This is a genomic window from Streptomyces sp. NPDC028711, assembly GCF_055565415.1.
On the sequence record NZ_JBVHUJ010000001.1, the window covers coordinates 928,810 to 943,257 of the forward strand.

Sequence of the window (14,448 nt, forward strand, 5' to 3'; positions counted from 1 at the left end):
AATGTGCCGCTTACCGAACCCATCCACGTTCCCGGCGTCCTTCTGTCCGACTCGGAGTGGCAAGTCTTCGCCCTCCGGGCCGAAGTGAGTGGAATACACCGTCCAGTCGATGGGGTTGGGATTCGTGGCAGCCTGGGCAGGTACTGCCCCTGCTCCGAACAGGCACAAGGCGGCCGCGGTAGCCGCCACTGCGGTACGACGCCGTAGAAGAGCAAGCATCAGTTCCCCATACCTGCTGCTGAGGCCGTCGCCTTCAGGTCAGTCGGCGACGGCTGCTTGACTCTCATGCTTGATGTCGAACTACCAAATGGTCAAGAACCATTACTCGCCAGAGCGTTGGTTTTCACACTCGGCCGACCGGACGGCTAGAGCGTTGAGGAACGCGAATCGCACCGGGTCCGGGCCCTGTACTTCCGCCTCAGCGTGAGGTTGGAGAAGGCTCGCAGTTCTGCAGCGCGGCCCCAGTCTCGCCCGCCTCCGGCGACCGCTGGGGCGCCGCCCACGCGCGCGCCTCGCTGGACGCGCTGCCGCCCGAGAAACGCTCTCTGACGCTCTGGCTCCTCGTGGCCGCGCTTCCGTGACCGGCCTGACACAGCACGGCTACGGTGCCCGCATGGCTGACTTCGTGATCGTGATCACGACGACCGACACCCATGACGCCGCTCGTTCCCTCTCCCGCTCGGCGGTCGAGAAGGGCTTGGCCGCCTCCGGTCAAGTGACCGGCCCGATCGAGACGACGTACCGGCATCTCGGAGAGGTCTCCGAGGGGACGGAGTGGCAGGTCACCTTCCGTACGGCCGCCGACCAGCGCGAAGCCCTGGAGGAGCACATCGTGGCCGCGCACCCCTACGACTCCCCGGAGGTCATCTCCTTCGGGATCGACGCCGGGCGGGCCGAGTACCTGGAGTGGAGCACCCGCGCGACCCGTTAGACCTGCGCACGTTCCAGTAGCTCCCCGACAGGGGCGAGGGCCCGGTGCGGCTCCAGTCGTCGCATCGTCAGCCGGGCCCGTCCCGCCGGGCGGTTCGAGGCCAGACCCTCCGAGAGGTCCAGCACCCGCGAGGTGATCGCTGCGGCGTGCTCGACCTCTCCGGCGTCCAGGTACGCCGACGCCAGCCACGACAGGTACAGGGTTTTGTCCCGAGCTCGTGTGTCGTCGTAGCGCGCCAGGGCGTCTTCCAGGGCCGGAATCGCGCGCAGTGGCCGGTGCGGCTCCGCCCAGCATCGGCCGGTCGTGATCAGGATCTCGAGTCCACGGCCCGGTTCGCCTCGAGCGATCCGGGCCGTGGTCGTTTCCCGGCCATGTGTCGGCTCGCACCCGCCGGTCCGCTTTAATCGCGCGCGCTTCCGCCTCGCCGGTGGCTACGTTCCCCCTTGTCGATCAGCCGTTGATCAGCTGTTGATCAGCCGTGGAACGACGCGATCCGGGGAGGGGACCTCATGGAGAAGAGAACGGGAAGACCCACGGTGGTGGCCGCGCTCGCGCTGGCCTGCGCGGCGGGGCTGCTGGGCGGGGAGACCGCGCTCGCGGCGGAGTTTCCGTACGCGGTGGCCGAGCCGTCGGCGCGGCCCGGCGGGTGCGTGACGGGCGGCGAGCTGCCCTGGGTGGGGAACACGGACGTCAGTCTGTCCGTCCGGACCGTGGGCGAGGAGCCCGACGGGAACTCCTTGGACGCCCGGTTCCGGGTGTGGAAGGAGGGCGCCGCGGAGACTCCCGTCGCCGATGTCGTCGTTCACACATCGCTCGGATCGGTGGCCACCCTGGTGGTGCCCAAGGAACTGATCCCGGCGGAGGGCCCGTACTGGTGGCAGGCCCGGGTGGAGTCCGCGGACGGCGCCTCGGCATGGACCGCGCCGTGCGGGTTCGGCACGGACCAGACCCGGCCCGCCGCTCCCACCGTCGCGTTCCTGGACGCGGCGTCGTACCCGAACGGGGCGCCCTCCGGGACCGTCCGTACGGTGCGCATCAGCCTGCCGGCGGGGACGGAGGCCGCGTACTTCTGCCTCGACCCGCTCGCCACCACGGGCACCTACGGCTGCGCCGCCGACCGCCGCATCCCGGTCGGTGCGGACGGCACCGCCACCACCACGTTCGTGACCCCGGAGCGCACCGGGCCCGCGAGTGTGTGGGTGCGGGCCTTCGACCGGGCGGGGAACCTGTCCGACACCGCGAGTGCCGACTACTGGGTCACCTACCCGTTCATCGAGCCGTTCGGCGACTACGACAGTGACGGCCGACCCGATCTGCTCGGCGTCGACACGGCGGGCCGGCTGACGCTGCTCGCGGGCCTGGAGGGCGGCGGCTTCGCGGCCCAGGCCGTGGCCGACACCCGGGACTGGACGAACACGCGGGTGGCTCGCGCCGGTTGGCTGATCAACCGGTACGGGCCGCAGGAGGCGAACGACGTGCGCAACGACCTCGTGGCGCTGCGGGACGGCCGGCTGTACGCGTACCCGGGCATGGGCGAGGGCGGCTTCGGGGAGCCGGTGGAGATCACCGGGTTCGACTGGTCCGGTGTGACCCGGTTCGCGATCAGCCACCAGAACTTCGGGAATCCGAGTCTGGTCGCCGTGAAGAACGGGCAGTTGCTCCACTTCGACGTGTATGTGGGAGGGAACGGCATCCGTGCCGCGGAGCCGACGGTTCTCGCCGCGAGCGGCTGGGACACGAAGGAGCTCGTCGCCTCGGACACGGACCCGGGTACCGCCCTGGGGACGTTCTGGGCGCGTGACACCCGCAGCGGCACGCTGGAGTTCTTCGGCATCGACTACGGGACGGATGCCCCGTACACGCTGGTCGCACCGGTGACGGTCGCCGCCTCCGGGTTCAGCACCCGGCAGATGCCGTCGCTGGTCGCCGTCGGGGATCTGACCGGGGACGAGCGCGTCGACCTGATCACCGGTGACCGGCAGGGCGGGCTCGCCCTGCGCGCGGTGGGGACGGGCGGGACTCCGGCCGCCCCTGAGACGGTCCAGGGTGCGGTGCCGTCCGGGACGCGGCTGTTCTGAGCCGTCCGGTCTCACACGAAGGGCCCCCGCCGGTCTCGGCGGGGGCCCTTCGTCGTACGCGCGTCGTGCTCGCTCAGAACTTTATCGAGGCGACCGTCTGCGTTATCGAGTCCAGGAAGCGCTGGATGTCGTCCGCCATGCCCGTGGAGGCGAGGAAGAAGCCGAAGAGGACCGCGACCACGGCTGGGCCGCCCTTGAGGTTTCCCCCGCGGATCAGCACCACCAGGATGATTGCCAACAGCAACACCACAGACAGTGAAATGGCCACAACTGATCACACCCTCGGTCGGTCCCGCCTTGCCCACCAGGGAGCCCGTGTCCCGGAACACCCCCCGCTGCCTCCATCGTGCCACCAACCCCCCTGCCCTCGCTGCCCGGTGACGAATCGTCTCGGCGCGGGCCGGCGGGGAAAGCGAGACGACTGGCTAGGCGGGGCGGGAGATGAGGAGCAGGGCGCGGTCGTCGTTGACGTCCTTGGCGACCGCCTCGATCAGGTGCCAGGCGACGCCCTCGAAGCCTTCGGCGACGCAGCGGTCGGCCTCGCCCGTGAGGCGGTCGATGCCCTCGGCGATGTCCCGGTCCGCGGCCTCGACCAGACCGTCGGTGAAGAGCATGAGGACGTCGCCGGGGCGCAGCGAGCCCTTCACCGGGTGGAAGTCGGCGCCGTCGTAGACGCCGAGCAGGGGGCCTTCCGCGGCCTTCTCCTCCCAGCGGCCGTTGCCCGCGTGGAGCTGGAGGGCGGGGAGGTGGCCGGCGGAGAAGAGTTCGTAGTCCCCGGAGTCCAGGTCCAGTACGAGGTGGATGGAGGTGGCGAAGCCCTCTTCCCAGTTCTGCCGGAGCAGATAGCCGTTCGCGGCGGGCAGGAAGCCGTGCGGCGGGAGCGAGCCGAGGAGGCCGCCGAACGCTCCGGAGAGCAGCAGGGAGCGGGAGGCGGCGTCCATGCCCTTGCCGGAGACGTCGGTGAGGACCACTTCCAGGGTGCGGCCGCCGTGGGTGCGGGCCGCGACGACGAAGTCGCCGGAGAAGGACTGGCCGCCGGCCGGCCGCAGCGCCATCTCCCGGTGCCAGCCCTGCGGGAGCCGGGGCAGGGCGCTCTGCACGCGGATGCGTTCGCGCAGGTCGAAGAGCATGGTGCCGCCGCGCCGCCAGGGCACGCCGACCCGGGCCCTGAACTGGGCGATGAGCAGTCCGAAGAGTCCGCAGGCGGCGACGACGAGGACGGTTCCGGGAGTGACCCGGGCGGGGCCCTGGGTGTACGGGCCGAGGACGACCGACTCCACGATGAGCGCGCCCGCGGCGGCCGCGTACAGGCCGAGCAGGCTCGCCGGGCGCAGCAGCAGGCCGCCGGCCACGATGGGCAGGACGAGCGCGGCGGGTGCGAACCAGACGGGGTCGAGGAGGGTCGCGCAGGCGATGGCCGGAATCATCAGGAGGAGTCCGGCGAAGGCGAGCCAGTCGGAACCGTCCCCGCGGAAGTAGTCGACGCCGGATCTGCGCAGCGCTGTGCGGGCCCGGCGGGCGCGTCTGCGCATCCGGGCCGCGTACGTGTTCACTCCGGCGCGGTGTCCCATTGGCCTGGACCCTATCCATCCCGTCCGACATCGCGCAGGGGTACCCCTGTGACAATGTGCGCGAAATCGGGTCGCCCCGGGCGCGCGCCGCTGATATCGATGGCATATGACGACTGAACTGCGGGTTCTTCACCCGAGCGAGTGGGACCGCTGGTACGGAGTTCTCGAACTCGCCTTCGGGGGTGTGCCGGAGGCGCCGGAGGAGCGACAGCTCTGGCGCGACCTGACCGAGTTCGACCGTTTCATAGGGACTTGGGACGGTGACCTGTGCGTGGGGACGGCGGGAGCGTTCACGTTCCGGCTCACGGTGCCGGGCGGGGCCTCGGTCCCGGCGGGCGGCGTGACGATGGTGAGCGTGGCCGGCACGCACCGGCGGCGGGGGATCCTGACCTCGATGATGCGGCGGCAGCTCGACGACCTGCGGGCCGCGGGCGAGCCGCTCGCGGTGCTCACGGCATCGGAGCCGGAGATCTACGGGCGGTTCGGGTACGGCGTCGCCGCGTACGCGGTGCACGCGACGATCGACACGAACCGGGTGCGGCTCTCGGTGCCGGAGGGCACGGACGGGGTCTCCCTGCGCATGGTCGACCCGGCGGAGTCCTCCGCGGTGTGCGAGGCGGTCTACGCGAAGCTGGTGCCGGCGCGGCCCGGCATGCTCGCGCGGCAGCCGGAGTGGGAGCGGCAGCCGCTGATCGACCCTCCGGGCGACCGGTCGGGGGCGTCGCCCCGGCTGTGCGTGCTCGCGGAGCGGGGCGGGGAGGTCGTGGGGTTCGCGCACTACGCGATCAAGCCGGACTGGTCGCTCGCCGGGGCCGAGGGTTCCGTGGACGTGCACCAGTTGATGGGGCTCGACCCGGTGGCCGAGGCGGCGCTGTGGCGGTTCCTGTGTTCGGTGGACCTGACCTCAAGGGTACGGTTCCGCAGCCGGCCCGTGGACGACGGCTGGCAGCACCTGGTGAGCGACGTGAGGCGGTGCGAGCCGACACTGCGGGACGCCTTGCACGTCCGACTCGTGGAGCTGGGCGCGGCGCTCGAGGCGCGGACGTATCAGGCACCGGTGGACGTGGTGTTCGAGGTGGAGGACGCGTTCTGTCCTTGGAACGCGGGGCGTTGGCGGTTGACCGGGGACCAGAAGGGCGCGAGCTGTACCCGTACGGAGGACGCACCTGACCTGGCGCTCTCCGTACGGGAGTTGGGCGCGGCGTATCTGGGCGGGACCTCGCTGGTGTCCCTGGCCTCGGCGGGGCGGGTGCGGGAGCTTCGGGAGGGGGCGCTTGTGGAGGCGTCGGTGGCGTTCGGGTCTCCGGTCGCGCCTTGGCTGCCGCACGGGTTCTAACGGGTTCCAGGGGTGAGCGAGACGGGGACGGGCGCCGCCCTGGTGGTGGTGCCCACACCTGGTCCTACGCGTGCTGGCAGGTCGGGCACCAGAAGAGGTTGCGGTTCGACAGGTCCGCCGTGCGGATCTCCGTGGTGCAGATGTGGCAGGGCATGGTGGCCCGGCGGTAGACGTAGACCTCGCCGCCGTGGTCGTCCACGCGCGGCGGGCGGGCCATCGCCTCGGGGGTGTGCTCGGGGCGGACGGTGTCGATGCGGTTGAGGCGGACGCCCTCGCGCATCAGGGCCGCTAGGTCGGTCCAGATCGCGTCCCACTCCCCCGGCGTGAGGTCCCTGCCCGCGCGGTACGGGTCGATGCCGTGGCGGAAGAGGACCTCGGCGCGGTAGACGTTGCCGACGCCGGCGATGATCTTCTGGTCCATGAGCAGGGCGGCGATGGTGGTGCGGGACTTCGAGATCCGGCGCCAGGCCTTGTCGGGGTCGTCGCCGCTCCGGAGCGGGTCGGGGCCCAGGCGCTCGTGTATCGCCTGCTTCTCCGCGTGCGTGATGTACGCGCAGGTGGTGGGGCCGCGGAGGTCGACGTATCCCTCGGGGTCCGCGAGGCGCAGCCGGACGGTGTCCGTGGGCGGCGGGGCGGGGGCGTCACCGAAGTTCACCTTGCCGAAGAGGCCGAGGTGGATGTGGATCCATTCCCTGTCCTCGAAGGCGAGGAAGAGGTGTTTGCCGTGGGCCTCGGCGGTCTCCAGGACAGCGCCGTCGAGCAGCGCCGCCGAGTCGGCGAACTTGCCCTGGGGGCTGGAGACGCGCACCGGCCGGCCGGCGAACTTCTTCAGGAAGTCCTCGGCCAGCCGGTGGATCGTGTGCCCCTCGGGCATCAGGCGGTCGGCTCCTGCGGGTGGTGGGCCGGGATCGGGGGGAGCTCGCCGGTGGTCTCGTACGCGGTGAGCATGTCGATGCGGCGGGTGTGACGCTCGTCACCGGAGTACGGGGTGGCCAGGAAGATCTCGACGAACTTGGTCGCCTCTTCCCGGGTGTGCATCCGGCCGCCGACGGAGATCACGTTGGCGTTGTTGTGCTCGCGGCCGAGGGCGGCGGTCTGCTCGCTCCAGGCGAGGGCGGCGCGCACCCCCTTCACCTTGTTCGCGGCGATCTGCTCGCCGTTGCCGGAGCCGCCGATGACGATGCCCAGGCTGTCCGGGTCCGCGGCCGTCTTCTCGGCGGCGCGCAGGCAGAACGGCGGGTAGTCGTCGAGGGCGTCGTAGATGTGGGGACCGCAGTCGACGGGCTCGTGGCCGTGTGCCGTGAGCCACTCGACGAGGTGGTTCTTGAGTTCGTATCCGGCGTGGTCGGAACCGATGTAGACGCGCATGGTGCCGAGTGTGGCATGTCAGGGAGCGGGTAGCAGGCAGCGGGGTCGGGACCTTCACCCGGCCCGGTACGGACTTTCGGCTCTCGCGAGGTCGTCCGTACAACGATCCGGAATGAGGTCTTCCGATCATCCCCGTCCGCGGTGTTCAATGCTCAGGCTCGCGACCCGAGCGCCCCCCACACACGAGGAAGCGTTCATGAACACGCAACCGACCCTGACGAAGGACGGCGAGGAGACCGGCAACCCCGGGACACCGCACTCCTCCGACGGTCTCAAGGCCGGACTCAAGAACCGTCACCTGTCGATGATCGCCATCGGTGGCGTCATCGGCGCCGGCCTGTTCGTCGGCTCCGGCTCCGGCATCGCCGCCGCCGGCCCCGCGATCCTGCTCTCGTACGCACTCGTCGGCACCATGGTCGTCTTCGTCATGCGGATGCTCGGTGAGATGGCCGCCGCCCGGCCCTCCTCCGGCTCCTTCTCCGCCTACGCCGACCGGGCCCTCGGCCGCTGGGCCGGTTTCAGCATCGGCTGGCTCTACTGGTTCTTCTGGGTCGTCGTCCTCGCCGTCGAGGCGACGGCGGGCGCCAAGATCCTGGAGAGCTGGATCCCGGCCGTGCCGCAGTGGGGCTGGGCGCTCATCGTCATGGTCGTGCTGACCGCCACCAACCTCGCCTCGGTCGCCTCGTACGGCGAGTTCGAGTTCTGGTTCGCCGGCATCAAGGTCGTCGCCATCGCCGCCTTCGTCGCCATCGGACTGCTCGCGGTCTTCGGCGTGCTGCCCGGCTCGGACAACCCGGGCGCCGGGTTCGCCCACCTCACCGACGCCGGGGGCTTCTTCCCGATGGGTGCGGGAGCGATCCTCACCGGTGTGCTGATGGTCGTCTTCTCCTTCATGGGCAGCGAGATCGTCACCCTCGCCGCCGGCGAGTCCGAGGACCCGCAGAAGGCGGTCACCAAGGCCACCAACAGCGTGATCTGGCGGATCGGCGTCTTCTACCTGGGCTCGATCTTCGTCGTCCTCACCCTGCTGCCGTGGAACGACAAGTCGATCGTCGACAAGGGCTCGTACGTCGCCGCCCTCGACTCCATCGGCATCGCACACGCCGGCCAGATCATGAACGTGATCGTCCTGACGGCCGTGCTGTCCTGCCTGAACTCGGGCCTCTACACGGCCTCCCGCATGGCCTTCTCGCTCGGGCAGCGCGGTGACGCGCCGAAGGCCTTCGCCAAGGTCAACAAGCGGGGCGTGCCGACGGCCGCGATCCTCGGCTCGGTCGTCTTCGGCTTCGTCGCGGTCTTCTTCAACTACAAGTGGCCGGACACCGTCTTCGCGTTCCTGCTGAACTCCTCCGGCGCGGTCGCGCTCTTCGTCTGGCTGGTCATCTGCGTGACCCAGCTGCGGATGCGCGGCATCATCCTGCGCGAGACGCCGGAGAAGCTGGTCGTGCGGATGTGGCTCTTCCCGTATCTGACCTGGGCGACGATCGCCATGATCGTCTTCGTCCTCGGCTACATGCTGTACGACGGCGGCAGCGCCCGTGAGCAGGTCGTGCTCTCGCTCCTCGTCGCCGCGCTCGTGATCGTGGTCGCGCTCGTCAGGGAGCGGTTCGCGAAGGCCGTACGGGACTGATTCCCGTACGTACGCGAGAGGGCCCGCCGTTCCTCGGGGAACGACGGGCCCTCTTCGTGTGCGTACGGGAATCAGCCCTTGCGACCGAGGAGCTTCCACGCGGACGGCAGGGCGCCCATGGCGAGGGCGGCCTTGAGGGCGTCGCCGATGAGGAACGGGGTCAGGCCCGCGGCGACGGCCTGGCCGAGGGTCATACCCGTGGCAAGCGCCAGGTACGGCACACCGACCGCGTAGATGATCGCCGAGCCGAGGACCATCGCGCCGGCCGTGCGGAGCACCGAGCGGTCGGTGCCGCGGCGGGCGAGGGCGCCGACGACGGTCGCGGCGAGGAGCATGCCGAGGATGTAGCCGAAGGACGGCATGCCGTAGCCGGAGGTGGCCTGCGCGAACCAGGGGACGCCCGCCATGCCGGCGACCGCGTACAGGGCGAGGGCGAGGAAGCCGCGGCGGGCGCCGAGGGCGGTGCCGACGAGCAGGGCGGCGAAGGTCTGGCCGGAGACGGGGACCGGGGAGCCGGGGACCGGGACGGAGAGCTGCGCGGCGAGGCCGGTGAGGGCGGCGCCGCCGACGACGAGGGCGATGTCGCGGGTGCGGCTCGCCGGGAGGAGGTCGGCGAGGACGGTGCCCGCACGGAGGGTACGGGCGGGGGCGGCGGCGGTGCTCATCGGTACTCCGCGAGGGTGAGGGTGGGTGGGACAGGTTGACGGTATGCCAGGAGTGAACGCTCGATCACCGTAAGGCGTCGACAAAGCGGCTGCCGCGCGCTTCGTGGGGATCGAACAAAACCCGCCGTCCACCCCTCGCGCCACGTGACGCTTGTCACTGGGAACTCGTACACGGAGGTCCCTTTTGCGCCAGGGGAGGTTCGCTGGAGAGACTGTGGAGTCTCCATAAACCGCCAGAGAGCACGAGCCCCCACATGCGCGACTCACTCACCACCGAACCGGAGCCCCTCTCCCACGGTCTGAAGCAGCGTCACCTGACGATGCTGGGTCTCGGCGGTGTGATCGGCGCCGGGCTCTTCGTCGGCTCGGGCGCGGGCATCGCCGTCGCCGGGCCCGGCATCGTGGTCTCGTATCTGCTTGCCGGCGCGCTCGCGATGCTGGTCATGCGGATGCTGGGCGAGATGTCGGCGGCCATGCCGGCCTCGGGGGCCTTCTCGGTCCACGCCGAGCGGGCGCTCGGCCGGTGGGCGGGCTTCTCGGTGGGCTGGCTGTACTGGTTCCTGCTCGTGGTGGTCCTCGCCGTGGAGGCGACGGGCGCGGCCCGCATCGCGCACGGCTGGGTGCCGGACGTGCCGCAGTGGGGCTGGGTGCTGATCTTCATGATCGTGTTCACCCTGGCCAACCTGGCGGCGGTGAAGAACTTCGGCGAGTTCGAGTTCTGGTTCGCGGCGCTCAAGGTCGGCGCGATCGTCCTCTTCCTGGTGCTCGGCGTGCTCGCGATCGTCGGCTGGCTGCCCGAGACCGATCCGGTGGGGCTCGCGAACCTGACCGGTCAGGGCGGTTTCCTGCCGAACGGCTGGGCGGGCGTGGTCTCCGGGGTCCTCGCGGTGGTCTTCGCCTTCGGCGGTCTCGAGGTCGTCACGATCGCGGCGGCCGAGTCGGAGGACCCGGCCAGGAACGTGGCGCGGGCGGTGCGCAGCGCGGTGTGGCGGATCCTCCTCTTCTACGTGGGCTCGATGCTGGTCATCGTGACGCTGCTGCCGTGGACCTCGATGAAGCCGGGCGAGTCGCCGTACGTGGCGGTCCTGGACACGATCGGGGTGCCGGCGGCGGGGCAGATCATGAACGTGGTGGTGTTCGTGGCGCTGCTCTCGGCGCTCAACGCGAACCTGTACGGCTCCTCCCGGATGGTGTTCTCGCTCGCCGAGCGCGGGGAGGCCCCGAAGGGGCTGCTCAGGGTCTCGGGCGGCGGGGTGCCGCGGCGGGCGGTGCTCGCCTCGGTCGCCTTCGGCTTCGTCTCCGTCCTGCTCAATCTGAAGTGGCCGGATTCCGTCTTCCTCTACATGCTCAACGCGGTCGGGGCGGTGCTGCTCTTCGTCTGGGCGCTGATCGCTGTCTCGGAGCTGCGGCTGCGGCGCCGGATCGAGCGGGAGGCGCCGGAGACGCTGACGCTGCGGATGTGGGGCTTCCCGTGGCTGACGTGGGTGGCGCTCGCCGCGATGGCGGCGGTGCTCGTCCTGATGCTCTGGGACGACGGGGCGCGGCCGCAGGTGCTGTGGTCGGGGGCGGCGACCGGGGCGGTGCTCCTGGTGGCGTGGCTGCGGGAAGTGCGTACGAACCGGAACCGGTCCGCCTGAGAGCATGGCTGCGGGAACTGCGTACGAACCGGAACCGGTCCGCCTGAAAGCACGGGTGCGGGAACCGCGTACGAACCGGAACCAGTCCTTCACAATGTGTGAGGCTCGTGACCGTATAGCGGACTCCGGTTCCCTGTGAGCGGGGTGGCCGCCCAGACTGTGGGCTCTCCCCGTCTCAGCTAGTGAACAGGGCTCGCCCATGTCTCGGACCACCGCGCCGGCGCCCGCCGACCGCAAGGACGGCGCGACCGCACCTGCGGAGGGCCTCACGCACGGCCTCAAGCAGCGCCATCTCTCGATGATCGCCCTCGGTGGTGTGATCGGTGCCGGACTCTTCGTCGGTTCCGGCGCCGGCATCGCCGCCGCCGGGCCCTCGATCGTGATCGCCTACGCGATATCGGGCGTCCTCGTGATGCTCGTGATGCGGATGCTCGGCGAGATGTCCGCGGCGAACCCGGCCTCCGGCTCCTTCTCCGTCCACGCCGAGCGGGCCTTCGGCCCCTGGGCGGGCTTCACCGCCGGGTGGGCCTTCTGGTTCCTGCTCTGTGTCGCCGTCGGCCTCGAGGGCATCGGCGCCGCGAAGATCATGACCGGCTGGTTCCCGGGAAGCCCCGAGTGGGCCTGGGTCGCGCTCTTCATGCTGGCCTTCTGCGCCACCAACCTGGCGGCGGTGAAGAACTTCGGCGAGTTCGAGTTCTGGTTCGCCGCGCTCAAGGTCGGCGCGATCGTCCTCTTCCTCGGCATCGGCGTGCTCGCCATCGTCGGTGTCCTGCCCGGCACGGACTCCCCCGGCACCGCGAACCTCACCGGCGAGGGCGGCTTCTTCCCGCACGGCTCCGAGGGCCTGATCGTGGGTCTGCTCGCCTCCGTCTTCGCGTACGGCGGTCTGGAGACGGTCACCATCGCGGCGGCCGAGTCGGAGCACCCGGTGCAGGGCGTCGCCAAGGCCGTGCGGACGGCGATGTGGCGGATCGCGCTCTTCTACATCGGCTCGATGGCGGTCATCGTCACGCTCGTCCCGTGGGGCGACAAGGCGGTCGTCGAGAAGGGCCCGTACGTGGCGACCCTCGACCACCTGGGGATCCCGGCGGCCGGCCAGATCATGAACGTGGTCGTGCTCGTCGCCCTGCTCTCGGCGATGAACGCCAACATCTACGGGGCCTCCCGCATGGCCGGTTCGCTGGTCGCGCGCGGTCAGGGCCCGAAGGCGCTCGGCCGTACCTTCGGCGGCGTCCCGCGCCCGGCGGTGCTCGTCTCCTCCGTCTTCGGCTTCGGCTGTGTGCTGCTCAGCTACTGGCGTCCCGAGGACATCTTCGTCTGGCTGCTCAACACGATCGGCGCGATCATCCTGGTCGTCTGGTTCTTCATCGCCGCCTCCCAGCTGGTGCTGCGCCGCCGCACCGAGCGCGAGGCGCCCGAGAAGCTGGTCGTGCGGATGTGGGCCTTCCCGGTGCTGACCTGGGTGGCGCTCGCCGGCATGACGGCGATCTTCGTCCTGATGGCCCGTGAGGAGGGCACGCGGGTGCAGCTGTACTGGACGGGCGGCCTGACGCTGCTCCTCGCCGTCGCCGGTTTCGTACGCCAGAAGACCGCCGGGGACCGTACGTCCTGACGTCCCCTCCGCTCCCCGCGCACCCACGGAACCCCCGGACCGCCGCTCGGTCCGGGGGTTCCGTCGTGTCCTGACGAGGGGGCGGCCGGGACACGGGACCTAGGACCAAGGGCTGATCAACTACGGGGTGCATCTGCTGTTAGCCTGCACTTGCATATAGGTTGCAATAAGCAGGAGCAGTCGAAGGGGACCGGGCACATGGCGATCTACACACTTCCCGAGCTGCCGTACGACTACGCGGCGCTGGAGCCGGTGATCAATCCGCAGATCATCGAGCTGCACCACGACAAGCACCACGCCGCGTACGTCAAGGGAGCCAACGACACCCTGGAGCAGCTGGAGGAGGCCCGCGACAAGGACCAGTGGGGCGCGGTCAACGGCCTGGAGAAGAACCTGGCCTTCCACCTCTCCGGCCACATCCTCCACTCCATCTACTGGAACAACATGGACAGCCCGAAGGACGGGGGCGGCGGCGAGCCGCTGGCCGCCGACGGTGTCGGCGACCTCGCCGACGCGATCACCGAGTCCTTCGGTTCCTTCGCCAAGTTCAAGGCCCAGCTGACCAAGGCCTCCGCGACCACCCAGGGCTCCGGCTGGGGCGTCCTCGCGTACGAGCCGATCAGCGGCCGGCTGATCGTCGAGCAGGTCTACGACCACCAGGGCAACGTCGGCCAGGGCTCGGTCCCGATCCTGGTCTTCGACGCCTGGGAGCACGCCTTCTACCTCCAGTACAAGAACCAGAAGGTCGACTTCATCGAGGCCATGTGGCAGGTCGTCAACTGGCAGGACGTCAGCAAGCGGTACCACGCCGCCAGGGCCTCGGTCCCGCTGATCTCCTTCTGACCGGCCCCCGCTCGTCCTGCTCGTGATCGTCTTCTCACCCTTCACGTGCGGGCGGAATGACGAAGAACCCCCGTGATGACAGGAATCACGGGGGTTCTTCTGTGCCTGCTGGCACGGATCACTCGAAGCTGGGCGCCGCCGTCCGGGTGCGCTTGATCTCGTAGAAGCCGGGCGTCGACGCCACGAGCAGGGTGCCGTCCCACAGCCGGGCCGCCGCCTCGCCGCGCGGGGTCGGGGTGACGACGGGACCGAAGAAGGCGACCTCGTCGCCCTCGGGGCCGGGGACCGCGATGACCGGCGTGCCGACGTCCTGTCCGACCTTGTCGATGCCCTCCTTGTGGGAGGCGCGCAGCTCGGTGTCGTACGTGTCCTTGTCTGCGTAGTCCGCGAGCTCCGCGGGCAGGCCGACGTCCGTCAGGGCGCCGACGATCGACTCGCGGGTCGGGCCCTCGCCGTCGTTGTGGAAGCGGGTGCCGAGCGCGGTGTACAGCTTGCCGACGACCTCGTCGCCGTGCAGCTGCTGGGCGGCGACGACGACCCGGACCGGGCCCCAGGCCTGGGTCTCCAGCATCTCCCGGTACTCGGCCGGGAGCTCGTCGAGCCGGTTCTCGTTGAGCACGGCCAGGCTCATGACCTTCCAGCTGACGTCCACGGGCCGCACCTTCTCGACCTCCAGCATCCAGCGCGAGGTCATCCAGGCCCACGGGCACAGCGGATCGAAGAAGAACTCGGCGGTGGTCCTGCTCTCGGACATGTCACTCCTCGGTACGGCCGTCA

13 protein-coding genes are annotated in these 14,448 nt (G+C 70.3%); 7 read left to right on the top strand and 6 right to left on the bottom strand.

Going from position 1 to position 14,448, the window contains the following annotated elements; all coding sequences use genetic code 11:
- The first annotated feature begins 613 nt into the window (after window positions 1-613).
- Together cutA and ACZ4VK_RS04150 are read left to right on the top strand one after the other, a co-directional pair.
- On the top strand, window positions 614-931 hold the full coding sequence (cutA, locus tag ACZ4VK_RS04145) for a divalent-cation tolerance protein CutA (RefSeq protein ID WP_468348192.1): 318 nt from the start codon (window positions 614-616) through the stop codon (window positions 929-931).
- Between the two features lie 509 nt (window positions 932-1,440).
- Window positions 1,441-3,009, top strand: coding sequence for a hypothetical protein (locus ACZ4VK_RS04150; protein ID WP_468348194.1), 1,569 nt, complete (start codon window positions 1,441-1,443; stop codon window positions 3,007-3,009).
- A 73-nt stretch (window positions 3,010-3,082) separates the two neighbouring features.
- Here ACZ4VK_RS04150 and ACZ4VK_RS04155 read toward each other — a convergent pair whose 3' ends face one another.
- Window positions 3,083-3,277 carry a hypothetical protein gene (locus tag ACZ4VK_RS04155; protein WP_015033610.1) on the bottom strand — a complete coding sequence of 65 codons (195 nt, stop codon included), beginning with the start codon at window positions 3,275-3,277 and terminating at the stop codon, window positions 3,083-3,085.
- Between the two features lie 157 nt (window positions 3,278-3,434).
- Window positions 3,435-4,580, bottom strand: coding sequence for a PP2C family protein-serine/threonine phosphatase (locus tag ACZ4VK_RS04160; protein WP_468348197.1), 1,146 nt, complete (start codon window positions 4,578-4,580; stop codon window positions 3,435-3,437).
- 106 nt (window positions 4,581-4,686) lie between these two features.
- Here ACZ4VK_RS04160 and ACZ4VK_RS04165 point away from each other — a divergent pair, with 106 nt between their 5' ends.
- The gene (locus tag ACZ4VK_RS04165) at window positions 4,687-5,916 is read left to right on the top strand and encodes a GNAT family N-acetyltransferase (RefSeq protein ID WP_468348199.1); all 1,230 of its coding nucleotides are present in this window, start codon (window positions 4,687-4,689) and stop codon (window positions 5,914-5,916) included.
- A gap of 64 nt (window positions 5,917-5,980) precedes the next feature.
- Here the strand turns inward: ACZ4VK_RS04165 and ACZ4VK_RS04170 are convergent, their stop codons facing one another.
- Together ACZ4VK_RS04170 and ACZ4VK_RS04175 are read right to left on the bottom strand one after the other, a co-directional pair.
- The gene (locus tag ACZ4VK_RS04170) at window positions 5,981-6,790 is read right to left on the bottom strand and encodes an Fpg/Nei family DNA glycosylase (RefSeq protein ID WP_468348201.1); all 810 of its coding nucleotides are present in this window, start codon (window positions 6,788-6,790) and stop codon (window positions 5,981-5,983) included.
- Window positions 6,790-7,284 (bottom strand): ribose-5-phosphate isomerase, encoded by a 495-nt coding sequence (locus ACZ4VK_RS04175; protein WP_468348203.1) that lies wholly within the window; start codon window positions 7,282-7,284, stop codon window positions 6,790-6,792. The genes ACZ4VK_RS04170 and ACZ4VK_RS04175 overlap by 1 nt, the downstream gene beginning before the upstream one ends.
- A gap of 196 nt (window positions 7,285-7,480) precedes the next feature.
- Here ACZ4VK_RS04175 and ACZ4VK_RS04180 point away from each other — a divergent pair, with 196 nt between their 5' ends.
- The gene (locus ACZ4VK_RS04180; protein ID WP_468348205.1) at window positions 7,481-8,914 is read left to right on the top strand and encodes an amino acid permease; all 1,434 of its coding nucleotides are present in this window, start codon (window positions 7,481-7,483) and stop codon (window positions 8,912-8,914) included.
- A 71-nt stretch (window positions 8,915-8,985) separates the two neighbouring features.
- Here ACZ4VK_RS04180 and ACZ4VK_RS04185 read toward each other — a convergent pair whose 3' ends face one another.
- Window positions 8,986-9,579 carry a biotin transporter BioY gene (locus ACZ4VK_RS04185; protein WP_468348207.1) on the bottom strand — a complete coding sequence of 198 codons (594 nt, stop codon included), beginning with the start codon at window positions 9,577-9,579 and terminating at the stop codon, window positions 8,986-8,988.
- Between the two features lie 254 nt (window positions 9,580-9,833).
- Between ACZ4VK_RS04185 and ACZ4VK_RS04190 the strand changes: the two genes are divergently transcribed.
- The 3 genes from ACZ4VK_RS04190 (at window position 9,834) to ACZ4VK_RS04200 (ending at window position 13,671) form a co-directional block, all read left to right on the top strand.
- Window positions 9,834-11,216 carry an amino acid permease gene (locus ACZ4VK_RS04190; RefSeq protein ID WP_468348210.1) on the top strand — a complete coding sequence of 461 codons (1,383 nt, stop codon included), beginning with the start codon at window positions 9,834-9,836 and terminating at the stop codon, window positions 11,214-11,216.
- Between the two features lie 199 nt (window positions 11,217-11,415).
- Window positions 11,416-12,828 carry an amino acid permease gene (locus tag ACZ4VK_RS04195; protein ID WP_468348212.1) on the top strand — a complete coding sequence of 471 codons (1,413 nt, stop codon included), beginning with the start codon at window positions 11,416-11,418 and terminating at the stop codon, window positions 12,826-12,828.
- 198 nt (window positions 12,829-13,026) lie between these two features.
- Window positions 13,027-13,671: a superoxide dismutase gene (locus ACZ4VK_RS04200; protein WP_468348214.1), complete on the top strand. Its 645-nt coding sequence runs from the start codon at window positions 13,027-13,029 to the stop codon at window positions 13,669-13,671.
- 118 nt (window positions 13,672-13,789) lie between these two features.
- Here the strand turns inward: ACZ4VK_RS04200 and ACZ4VK_RS04205 are convergent, their stop codons facing one another.
- Window positions 13,790-14,425 carry a mycothiol-dependent nitroreductase Rv2466c family protein gene (locus tag ACZ4VK_RS04205; RefSeq protein ID WP_468348216.1) on the bottom strand — a complete coding sequence of 212 codons (636 nt, stop codon included), beginning with the start codon at window positions 14,423-14,425 and terminating at the stop codon, window positions 13,790-13,792.
- Between the last annotated feature and the right edge of the window lie 23 nt (window positions 14,426-14,448).

Coding starts and splice junctions, on each gene's coding strand:
- ACZ4VK_RS04190 (WP_468348210.1), top strand. CDS start 9,834: ATGCGCGACTCACTCACCACCGAACCGGAGCCCCTCTCCCACGGTCTG.
- ACZ4VK_RS04180 (WP_468348205.1), top strand. CDS start 7,481: ATGAACACGCAACCGACCCTGACGAAGGACGGCGAGGAGACCGGCAAC.
- ACZ4VK_RS04150 (WP_468348194.1), top strand. CDS start 1,441: ATGGAGAAGAGAACGGGAAGACCCACGGTGGTGGCCGCGCTCGCGCTG.
- ACZ4VK_RS04175 (WP_468348203.1), bottom strand. CDS start 7,284: ATGCGCGTCTACATCGGTTCCGACCACGCCGGATACGAACTCAAGAAC.
- ACZ4VK_RS04160 (WP_468348197.1), bottom strand. CDS start 4,580: ATGGGACACCGCGCCGGAGTGAACACGTACGCGGCCCGGATGCGCAGA.
- ACZ4VK_RS04195 (WP_468348212.1), top strand. CDS start 11,416: ATGTCTCGGACCACCGCGCCGGCGCCCGCCGACCGCAAGGACGGCGCG.
- ACZ4VK_RS04205 (WP_468348216.1), bottom strand. CDS start 14,425: ATGTCCGAGAGCAGGACCACCGCCGAGTTCTTCTTCGATCCGCTGTGC.
- ACZ4VK_RS04185 (WP_468348207.1), bottom strand. CDS start 9,579: ATGAGCACCGCCGCCGCCCCCGCCCGTACCCTCCGTGCGGGCACCGTC.
- ACZ4VK_RS04165 (WP_468348199.1), top strand. CDS start 4,687: ATGACGACTGAACTGCGGGTTCTTCACCCGAGCGAGTGGGACCGCTGG.
- cutA (WP_468348192.1), top strand. CDS start 614: ATGGCTGACTTCGTGATCGTGATCACGACGACCGACACCCATGACGCC.
- ACZ4VK_RS04170 (WP_468348201.1), bottom strand. CDS start 6,790: ATGCCCGAGGGGCACACGATCCACCGGCTGGCCGAGGACTTCCTGAAG.
- ACZ4VK_RS04200 (WP_468348214.1), top strand. CDS start 13,027: ATGGCGATCTACACACTTCCCGAGCTGCCGTACGACTACGCGGCGCTG.